Origin of the sequence: Guopingia tenuis, from assembly GCF_014384805.1 — a bacterium.
GTDB classification, from domain to species: Bacteria; Bacillota; Clostridia; order Christensenellales; family Christensenellaceae; genus Guopingia; species Guopingia tenuis.
Genome location: NZ_JACRSS010000006.1, coordinates 126,694 through 135,700 on the forward strand (window position 1 = coordinate 126,694; position 9,007 = coordinate 135,700).

Below are 9,007 nucleotides of genomic sequence, written 5' to 3' on the forward strand. Positions count from 1 at the left end.
AATAATCACCTCGCGGGTAGTGTGCCCCGGAAAATGGAGTTTATGCGGAAAAACAAAAATTTAGCATGAATAAAACCGGGGCGGAAATTTCCCGCCCCGGTTGTTTGTTTTTCTGACCGGCAAAGGATGATGGACTTATCAGACGGTTTCCAGCGCCTGCTCAATATCGGCCAGGATGTCGCCGATATATTCGATGCCCACCGAAAGGCGGATGAGGCCGGGATCTACGCCCGCATCCTTCAGCTGCGCATCTGTGAGCTGGCGGTGTGTGGTGCTGGCGGGATGCAGAACGCAGGTGCGCGCATCGGCCACATGGGTGACGATGGCTGCCAGATTGAGGCTGTCCATGAACTTTGTGGCCGCCTCCCGACCGCCCTTGATGCCAAAGGCGATGACGCCGCAAGTGCCGTCCGGCATATATTTCTGGGCCAGCGCATGATAGGGGCTGCTCTCCAGGCCGGGATAGTTGATCCACTCGATCTTGTCGTGCTTTTCCAGATATTTGGCCACCGCAAGGGCATTTTCGCAGTGGCGCTCCACCCGCAGGAAGAGGGTTTCCAACCCCAGATTCAGAAGGAAGCAGTTTTGCGGCGAGGGAATGGAGCCCAGATCCCGCATGAGCTGGACGGTGGCCTTTGTGATATAGGCCGCCTTTCCAAACGTTTCCGTATAGGTGACGCCGTGATAGGATTCGTCGGGCTGGGTCAGGCCGGGGAATTTATCCGCATGGGCCGTCCAGTCGAAATTGCCGCTGTCTACAATGGCGCCGCCTACGCTGGTGGCATGGCCGTCCATATATTTGGTAGTGGAATGGGTGACGATATCCGCGCCGAACTCGAAGGGACGGCAATGGATGGGCGTTGGGAAGGTATTGTCCACGATGAGGGGAACCCCATGGGCATGAGCGCAGGACGCAAATTTCTCAATATCCAGAACGATGAGGGAGGGATTGGAGAGCGTCTCCGCAAACACGGCCTTGGTGTTGGGACGGAAGGCGGCATTCAGCTCTTCCAGAGAAGCGTCCGGGCTGACGAAGGTCACATCAATGCCCATTTTCTTCATGGTCACGGCGAAGAGGTTGAGGGTTCCGCCATAAATCGCCGAGGCGCTCACGATATGGTCGCCGGCACCGGCGATATTGAAGATGGCGAAGAAGGAGGCCGCCTGCCCGGACGAAGTGAGAAGCGCGGCAACGCCGCCTTCCAGCGCCGCGATCTTTGCGGCGACGGCATCGTTAGTGGGGTTTTGCAGCCGGGTATAGAAATAGCCGCTTTCCTCCAGATCAAAAAGCCGGCCCATCTGCTCGCTGGATTCGTATTTATATGTGGTGGACTGGTAAATGGGCAGGATGCGCGGTTCGCCGTTTTTCGGGGTATAGCCGGCCTGCACACACTTGGTGTTGATGTGCTGCTGTTTGTTTTCCATGGTGTTCTCCTTTTCATTGATGATAAAATTGGGGGTATAAAAAACGCCCTCTTATCTGGAAATAAGAAGGCGAGAAAATCCCGCGGTGCCACTTCGGTTCACCTTGCCGCTCGCGCGGAAGGCCTCATGGGGTCGGTTTTACCCCTTTTCTATAACGGGAAAGCCCGTCGTTCCCTAAGAAACCCATCGGAAACGCCGCTTCGGAGCCATGTTCGCCGGATTTCGTCTCCCGCCTGCCTTGCAGCCTGGAGCAGGCTCTCTGATGGGGAAATACGGCTACTCTTTCCATCATCGCGTTTTTATCAAAATAGCATATTTTTGGGGCATTGTCAATTGATCCGGCGGCGGCTGCATTATTTTAGAGGATATTTCCATTGGAAAACATGAACAGGGGCGGGCTGGATTGACGCGCCATGGAAAAGATATCGATGAAATTCATGACTTGGGAGATACCTTGCCAAAAGAAGGATTTTTTTTATATAATTTGAATTGACAAAAGGCAGAAGATGGCATATAATAATTTAACGTGCTAACATGATAGCATATTAAAAATGAAAGGCGGAATACCATGCGCAGAAATCAGCTGCCAGAGGGCGTGCAGGATTTCCTGCCGGCGGAATGCCGGGCCAAGCGGGATTTGGAGGAAACGCTGCGGCAGGAATTTATGAAAAACGGATATGAAGAGATCGAAACCCCGTCCTTTGAATACTATGACGTGTTCTCAGACGGAATCGGGGCCTATATGCAGGAAAATATGATCAAATTCTTCGATCTCAACGGGCGGATCCTCGTGCTCCGGCCGGATGTCACTGTGCCCATCGCCCGGATGATCTCCAACAATTTTGCAGAGGAGGGGCAGTTCCGGTTTTTCTATATCCAAAACGCCTATGGCGTGGAGGACTATACCATCGGCCAGCGCAGCGAATTTACCCAGGCAGGCGTGGAGCTGGTGGGCAAAGGCGGCAGCGGGGCGGATGCGGAATCCATCGCCCTGGCGGTGCGCTCGCTTTTGGGCGCGGGGCTTACCGGCTTCAAGATCGATATCGGCCAGGTGGGCTTCTATAAAGGGCTGCTGCAGGATGGAAATATTCCTGGGGAGACGGCGGAGGAGCTGCGGGAGCTGATCGACAACAAAAATTCCGTGGAGCTGGAATACCGGCTGGATCAGCTGGGAGTAGACAGCGCGCTTCGGGAAAAGCTGCTGGCCCTGCCGGGGCTGTTCGGCGGCCGCGAGGTCCTGGAGAAGGCCCGGGCGCTTTCGGGCAATGCGGCCTGCGCCGCGGCTCTGGATAATCTGGAGGCGGTCTACCAGTTGCTCTGCGAATTTGGCTATGAAAAATATCTGTCCCTGGATCTGGGGATGCTGCATAAATACCATTACTATTCCGGCATTGTGTTCCGGGGCATGGCCCATGAAATGGGCTTTCCCCTGCTTTCCGGCGGACGGTATGACGGGCTGAACGGCGAATTTGGAATCGACCGCCCGGCCGTCGGCTTTGCCCTCGGGGTCAAGCGGGTGCTCATCGCGCTGGAACGGCAGGGCAGCCTGCGCGTGAAGAGGACAAAAAAGACAGTGGTGGCGGCCCAGGCGCATTGGGCAAAGGCGGCATTTTTGCAGGCGGAGGCCCTGCGGCAGGCCGGGCAGGTGGCGGTGTTTGAGATCGATCCTGCGCCGGAGGTGCTTGCCGGATATGCGGCGGATGAAAATGTGGATGCGGTATACTACTACAGCGATCAGGCGCAGCCGGAACGGCGGAAGTGAGGGAGAGCATGCAGATAACGATTGCCTTGGCCAAAGGGCGTTTGGCGGAAATGGCGGAGGATTTGCTGGAGCGGTGCGGGCTGGATGTGAGCGAGCTCCGGGAGGATTCCCGCAAGCTGGTATTTTATGACAGGAAAAACGACGTGCGCTATCTGCTCGTCAAGCCCACGGATGTTCCGGTCTATGTGGACCATGGCGTGGCGGATCTGGGCGTTGTGGGGAAGGATACGCTTCTGGAGGCGGGGCGGCCGCTCTATGAGATGCTGGATCTGCGCTATGGAAAGTGCGACATCTGCGTGGCGGGTTATGCGGAGAAAAAGCGGCAGGAGATCACCTCCGCCGTCACCCGGGTGGCGACGAAATATCCCCGGATCGCCAAGATGTATTATCAGCAGAAGGGCGAAAATATCGAGATCATCAAATTGAACGGCAGCATTGAGTTGGGGCCGATTCTGGGCCTTTCGGATGTAATTGTGGATATTGTGGAGAGCGGGCGGACGCTTAAGGAGAACGGCCTTTCCGTGCTGGAAACGGTTTGCGCCGTGAGCGCCCGGCTGGTGGTCAACCGGGTGAGCCTCAAGACGAAATATGAGGCGATTGCCCCCCTGATTGCCAAAATGAAAGAGGAATTGGAGGCGGAAAAATGATCCGGTTATGCGGAGGAGACACCAAGGAACTGAAAAAGCGCCTTTTGGAGCGGGGGCAGGGAGACTGCGCGGCCCAGCAGAAGGCTGTAGACGAGATTCTGGCGGCGGTAAAAACCCGGGGCGACAGCGCCCTGTTCGCCTATACAAAGCGGTTTGACGGCTTTGACGTGAATGAAACCACGCTCTATGTCACGGAGGAGGAAATTCAGGCGGCCTATGAAACCGTGGACCCGGCGCTTATTGAGGTCGTCCGGGAGAGCGCCAGGAATATTGAGGAATACCATGCCCGGCAAAAGCGGGAAGGGTTTGCGCTGGAAAAGCCGGGCATCCGTCTTTCCCAGATCATCCGGCCCCTCCGGCGGGTGGGGGTTTATGTCCCCGGCGGCAAGGCGTCCTATCCCTCCAGCGTGCTGATGAACATCATCCCGGCCAAGGTGGCGGGGGTGGAGGAAATTTTGATGGCTTCCCCGGCGGATAAGAATGGGAAGCTGCCGCCTCTCACGCTGGTGGCGGCCAGGGAGGCCGGCGCGGATAAAATCCTGAAAATAGGCGGCGCCCAGGCGGTGGCGGCCCTGGCTTTTGGAACAGAAAGCGTGCCCCGGGTGGATAAGATCACCGGCCCGGGAAATATCTATGTGGCGCTGGCGAAAAAGGCGGTGTTCGGGCAGGTGGGCATCGATATGGTGGCCGGGCCTTCGGAGGTTCTGGTCATTGCCGACGATACCTCGATCCCCCGGTTTATCGCGGCGGATTTTCTTTCCCAGGCCGAACACGACGAGATGGCGGCCTGCATTCTGGTCACGCCCAGCGCCGCGATGGCAGATGCCGTGGAAGCGGAAATCTGGCGGCAGGCCGAGCTGCTCTCCAAAAAAGAGACGGTATTTCAATCCCTGGAGAATTATGGTACAATCATTGTAACCAAAGATATGGAGGAAGCGGCGGATGTGGCCAACCGCATTGCGCCTGAGCATCTGGAGCTTTGCATGGACGATTTTGAGGCTCTGTTGCCGCGGATTCAAAACGCCGGCTCTATCTTCCTTGGGCAATATGCGCCCGAACCTCTGGGGGATTATTTTGCGGGCACGAACCACGTTCTCCCCACCAACGGGACGGCGCGGTTTTCCTCGCCCCTGTCTGTGGACGATTTTTTGAAAAAATCCAGCACGCTTTATTATGATCGGGATGCGTTCTATCAAGTATATAAAAAGGTGGAGGCGTTTGCCAATGCAGAGGGCCTGACGGCCCATGCCCGCTCGGCGGCCATCCGCTTTGAGGAGGAGACATGAGAATCGGTGAATTTTCGCGCAAAACCGGGGAAACGGATATCACGGTGAAAATCAATCTCGATGGAACCGGCCGGTATACGCTGGAAAGCGGGGTTCCCTTTTTCGACCATATGCTCACCATGCTGGCCAAGCATGGGCTGATGGATCTGGAGATCGCCTGCAAGGGCGATACGGAGGTGGACGATCACCACACCATCGAGGACCTGGGGATTACTCTTGGGGAGGCGATGAAGCGGGCCCTTGGGGATAAGGCGGGCATCTGCCGCTATGCGACCCAGTTTCTCCCCATGGATGAGGCGCTTGTCATGGTGAGCCTGGATATCAGCGGCCGGCCGTATCTCAGCTATGATGTGGAGTTCTTCACGGAACGGACGGGAAATTTTGAGGCCTGCCTGCTGGAGGAATTTCTGCGGGGCTTTGCCTTCGCGGCGGGGATCACCTTGCATGTGAAAAAAATCGACGGAAGGAACACCCATCACATCATCGAAGCAGTGATGAAAGCTCTGGCCCGGGCGCTGGATCAGGCCACGCAGGTCGATCCGCGGGTGCAGGGGATTCCCTCCACCAAAGGAGCATTATAAATGATCGCAATTATCGATTATGGCATGGGCAACCTGCGAAGCGTCCAGAAGGCATGTGAATATGTGGGCTATGATGCCCGCATCACGGCGGACAAGCAGACGATCCGGGATGCCTCCCATGTGATCCTGCCGGGGGTGGGCGCCGCCCGGGATGCCCTTCAAAACCTGCGGGAGCGCGGCCTTTTTGACGAGGCCATCCGGGCGGCCGAGTCCGGCAAGCCGTTTTTGGGCATCTGCCTGGGAATGCAGCTCTTGTTTGACAGGAGCCTGGAAAACGGGGAACACGAATGCCTGGGCCTGGTGCCCGGAGAGGTGGTTCCCTTTCGCGTAAACGGGCTGCGGGTGCCCCATATGGGCTGGAACAGCCTCCAAATCCGGAATAACCCGCTTTTCTCGCGGGAGGAAAGCGAAACGTATGTATATTTTGTCCATTCCTATCACGCCCAGGGGGTGGAGGAAGGGGATATCATCGCCACATGTGAATACGGATATCCGTTTACAGCGGCGGTGCGCCGGGGGAATGTCTTTGGCACCCAGTTCCATCCCGAAAAGAGCGGCGACGCGGGAATTGCGATGATCAAAAACTTTGGAGGATTGCGACTATGAAAATTTATCCGGCGATTGACATTAAGGGTGGGAAATGCGTCCGGCTGCTGCGGGGCGACGCCAACAGCGAAAAGGAATATGGCGATCCGGTGGAGTGGGCGCTGCACTGGGAATCCCTGGGGGCGGACTGGCTGCATGTGGTAGACCTGGATGCTGCCTTTACCGGCGAGTTTGTCAACAAGGACGTCATCAAGGAGATTGTACACCGGGTGAAGATCCCCGTCCAGACGGGAGGCGGTGTGCGCACCAAGGAGGATATCCGCGCCCGGATTGAGGACGTCGGCGTTTCCCGGGTCATCATCGGGACCATGGCGGTGGAAGATCCTTCCCTCATCACCTGGGCCAAGGGCGAATATGGCAAGGACCGGATTGCCGTTGGCATCGATGCGAAAAACGGCAAGGTGCTGACCCGCGGCTGGGTGCAGGATACCGAGGTGGATGCCATCGAGCTGGCGGAGAAAATGCGCGCTCTGGGTGTCAATACCATCATTTATACGGATATTATGCGGGACGGGACGCTCTCCGGCCCGAATGTGGAAAACACCCGCAAGATGGTCAAGAACACTTGGATCAACGTCATTGCCTCGGGCGGCGTCAAGAGCATTGAGGATATTGTGGCTGTGCGGGACAGCGGCGCCTGCGGCGTCATCGTGGGAACCTCGATCTATGAAGGAACCATTGATTTTAAAGAGGCTTTGAAAGCGAGGAAATAGATGCTCACAAGGCGGATTATCCCCTGTCTGGACGTGCATGCGGGCCGGGTGGTAAAAGGGGTCAATTTTGTGAATTTGCAGGATGCCGGCGATCCCGTCGAGATCGCCAAGGCCTATAACCGCGCGGGAGCGGATGAGCTGGTATTTTTGGATATCACGGCTTCTTCGGATCAGCGGGGCATTATGCGGGAGGTTGTCGCCAAAACGGCAGAGCAGGTGTTTATTCCCCTGACAGTGGGAGGCGGCATCCGGACGGTGGAAGATTTCCGGGCAATATTGAGCTGCGGCGCGGATAAGATCTCCGTCAATTCCCCGGCGGTGAAAAATCCTTCGCTCATCAGCGAGGCGGCGGAAAAGTTCGGAAGCCAGTGCGTGGTGGTGGCCATCGACGCCAAGCGCCATGGGGATCACTATGAAGTGTATGTCAACGGCGGCCGGGTGAATACCGGCCGGGATGCCCTGGAATGGGCAGCGGAGGCCGAAAAGCTGGGGGCAGGGGAAATTCTTCTGACAAGTATGGATGCGGATGGCACCAAGGCCGGATATGATATTGCGCTGACCCGCATGATTACGGACTGCGTGAATATCCCTGTCATCGCATCCGGCGGCGCGGGCCGGCTGGAGGATTTCCGGGATGTCATCCGGGAAGCGGATGCCTCGGCGGTGCTGGCGGCGTCGCTGTTTCACTATAAGGAGCTGGAGATCCGGCAGGTCAAGGAATATCTGAAAAACTGCGGCATCCCTGTGCGGATGTGGAAATAGGAGAAAAGCCAATGAACGAAGAAATGCTGAAAGGGATAAAATTTGATGAAAAGGGCCTGGTGCCGGTGGTGGTGCAGGATGTGGATACCCATGTTGTGCTCATGCTGGCCTATATGAACCGGGAGGCGCTTGACAAAACGCTGGAAACCGGGCAGATGTGCTATTACAGCCGCAGCCGCCAGTGCCTCTGGGTCAAGGGGGAGACTTCGGGCAATACCCAGCGGATGGTTACCCTGAGCTATGACTGCGACGGTGACACACTGCTTGCCAGGGTCAAGCAGAAGGGCGTGGCCTGCCATACGGGGAATTATAGCTGCTTTTTCAATCATATCGCCCAGGAGGACGCTCCGGCCACCAGCGGGATTCTGGAGGAGCTGTATGGGGTGATCGTGGAGCGCAAGCGCCATCCCAAAGAGGGGTCTTATACCAACTATCTCTTTGACAAAGGCATTGACAAGATTTTGAAAAAGGTGGGCGAAGAGTGCGCCGAGGTCATTATCGCTTCTAAAAATCCGGATAATGGGGAGCTGCGCTATGAGGCATCCGATCTGCTCTATCATCTTTTGGTGCTGCTTTGCGAGAAAAATATGCAGCCTGGGGAAATTTTTGAAGAGCTGGCAAGCCGCCGGGAGAGATTGGTAGAAAATCGGAGAAAAAAGAAGTAAAAGCCTAATATAACGAGATTATTCAAAGCAAATGGAAATATTTGCTTTTGACAGTATGCGGCCGCCGTAATAAAATAGACTACGCGTCATATAATAGGATTGTGTGGCGCGGTTTTATAAGCGGCTGGCCGCGAAACGTGGCAGAATGGCCTGTTTTCCTTATAAAGAGGCAAATGGCCTGGTAGTTCAGATGGTTAGAACGCTAGCCTGTCACGCTAGAGGTCGTGGGTTCGAGCCCCATCCAGGTCGCCAATTTTCTGCGGGAGTGGCTCAGTGGTAGAGCGTCGCCTTGCCAAGGCGAATGTCGCGAGTTCGAATCTCGTCTTCCGCTCCAAAACGTGCGGTGCAGATGCGCCGCCTATATGGCGCCATAGCCAAGTGGTAAGGCAAAGGTCTGCAAAACCTTCATTCCCCAGTTCAAGTCTGGGTGGCGCCTCCAGTTGAAAACACCATTGAAATCTGAACCCTTATGGTTTGGACATCAATGGTGTTTTATTATAATCCTAGTGTTAACGCGGTTTTTGAAGACTGATTTTTCTTTTTTATGCTTGGACGAAAAA

The 9,007-nt window shown here is 56.0% G+C and carries 9 protein-coding genes, 3 tRNA genes and 1 other annotated feature; of the genes, 11 read left to right on the forward strand and 1 reads right to left on the reverse strand.

The genetic code is table 11. From position 1 onward, the window contains the following. Positions 1-138: 138 nt before the first annotated feature. On the reverse strand, positions 139-1,425 hold the full coding sequence (locus H8693_RS10495) for an O-acetylhomoserine aminocarboxypropyltransferase/cysteine synthase family protein (protein ID WP_249280930.1): 1,287 nt from the start codon (positions 1,423-1,425) through the stop codon (positions 139-141). A 62-nt stretch (positions 1,426-1,487) separates the two neighbouring features. Next, positions 1,488-1,726, reverse strand: a binding site (T-box leader). A 267-nt stretch (positions 1,727-1,993) separates the two neighbouring features. On the opposite strand from H8693_RS10495, the gene hisZ reads away from it, so the two are divergent. The 11 genes from hisZ to H8693_RS10550 all read left to right on the forward strand — a co-directional run bounded on the left by hisZ (position 1,994) and on the right by H8693_RS10550 (position 8,886). Next, positions 1,994-3,187 carry an ATP phosphoribosyltransferase regulatory subunit gene (gene hisZ, locus H8693_RS10500; protein ID WP_249280931.1) on the forward strand — a complete coding sequence of 398 codons (1,194 nt, stop codon included), beginning with the start codon at positions 1,994-1,996 and terminating at the stop codon, positions 3,185-3,187. Positions 3,188-3,195: 8 nt separating this feature from the next. Next, positions 3,196-3,834, forward strand: a complete 639-nt coding sequence (gene hisG / locus H8693_RS10505; protein ID WP_178619855.1) for an ATP phosphoribosyltransferase — start codon at positions 3,196-3,198, stop codon at positions 3,832-3,834. Beyond that, complete coding sequence (hisD, locus tag H8693_RS10510) at positions 3,831-5,120, forward strand: histidinol dehydrogenase (protein ID WP_249280932.1); 1,290 nt, start codon at positions 3,831-3,833, stop codon at positions 5,118-5,120. Before hisG ends, hisD begins: the two co-directional genes overlap by 4 nt. Beyond that, positions 5,117-5,701 (forward strand): imidazoleglycerol-phosphate dehydratase HisB, encoded by a 585-nt coding sequence (hisB, locus tag H8693_RS10515; protein ID WP_178619860.1) that lies wholly within the window; start codon positions 5,117-5,119, stop codon positions 5,699-5,701. Before hisD ends, hisB begins: the two co-directional genes overlap by 4 nt. Then, positions 5,702-6,307 carry an imidazole glycerol phosphate synthase subunit HisH gene (hisH, locus tag H8693_RS10520; protein ID WP_249280933.1) on the forward strand — a complete coding sequence of 202 codons (606 nt, stop codon included), beginning with the start codon at positions 5,702-5,704 and terminating at the stop codon, positions 6,305-6,307. Continuing rightward, complete coding sequence (gene hisA, locus H8693_RS10525; RefSeq protein WP_249280934.1) at positions 6,304-7,020, forward strand: 1-(5-phosphoribosyl)-5-[(5-phosphoribosylamino)methylideneamino]imidazole-4-carboxamide isomerase; 717 nt, start codon at positions 6,304-6,306, stop codon at positions 7,018-7,020. The genes hisH and hisA overlap by 4 nt, the downstream gene beginning before the upstream one ends. After that, positions 7,021-7,782, forward strand: a complete 762-nt coding sequence (gene hisF, locus H8693_RS10530; RefSeq protein ID WP_178619870.1) for an imidazole glycerol phosphate synthase subunit HisF — start codon at positions 7,021-7,023, stop codon at positions 7,780-7,782. An 11-nt stretch (positions 7,783-7,793) separates the two neighbouring features. Further along, the gene (gene hisIE / locus H8693_RS10535; RefSeq protein WP_178619873.1) at positions 7,794-8,447 is read left to right on the forward strand and encodes a bifunctional phosphoribosyl-AMP cyclohydrolase/phosphoribosyl-ATP diphosphatase HisIE; all 654 of its coding nucleotides are present in this window, start codon (positions 7,794-7,796) and stop codon (positions 8,445-8,447) included. Between the two features lie 175 nt (positions 8,448-8,622). Continuing rightward, a tRNA-Asp gene (locus H8693_RS10540) sits at positions 8,623-8,699 on the forward strand. Between the two features lie 7 nt (positions 8,700-8,706). After that, positions 8,707-8,781: transfer RNA gene (locus tag H8693_RS10545), tRNA-Gly, on the forward strand. A gap of 30 nt (positions 8,782-8,811) precedes the next feature. Continuing rightward, positions 8,812-8,886, forward strand: a tRNA-Cys gene (locus tag H8693_RS10550). The last annotated feature ends 121 nt before the right edge of the window (positions 8,887-9,007 follow it).

Coding starts and splice junctions, on each gene's coding strand:
- H8693_RS10495 (WP_249280930.1), bottom strand. CDS start 1,425: ATGGAAAACAAACAGCAGCACATCAACACCAAGTGTGTGCAGGCCGGC.
- hisG (WP_178619855.1), top strand. CDS start 3,196: ATGCAGATAACGATTGCCTTGGCCAAAGGGCGTTTGGCGGAAATGGCG.
- hisF (WP_178619870.1), top strand. CDS start 7,021: ATGCTCACAAGGCGGATTATCCCCTGTCTGGACGTGCATGCGGGCCGG.
- hisB (WP_178619860.1), top strand. CDS start 5,117: ATGAGAATCGGTGAATTTTCGCGCAAAACCGGGGAAACGGATATCACG.
- hisZ (WP_249280931.1), top strand. CDS start 1,994: ATGCGCAGAAATCAGCTGCCAGAGGGCGTGCAGGATTTCCTGCCGGCG.
- hisH (WP_249280933.1), top strand. CDS start 5,702: ATGATCGCAATTATCGATTATGGCATGGGCAACCTGCGAAGCGTCCAG.
- hisIE (WP_178619873.1), top strand. CDS start 7,794: ATGAACGAAGAAATGCTGAAAGGGATAAAATTTGATGAAAAGGGCCTG.
- hisD (WP_249280932.1), top strand. CDS start 3,831: ATGATCCGGTTATGCGGAGGAGACACCAAGGAACTGAAAAAGCGCCTT.
- hisA (WP_249280934.1), top strand. CDS start 6,304: ATGAAAATTTATCCGGCGATTGACATTAAGGGTGGGAAATGCGTCCGG.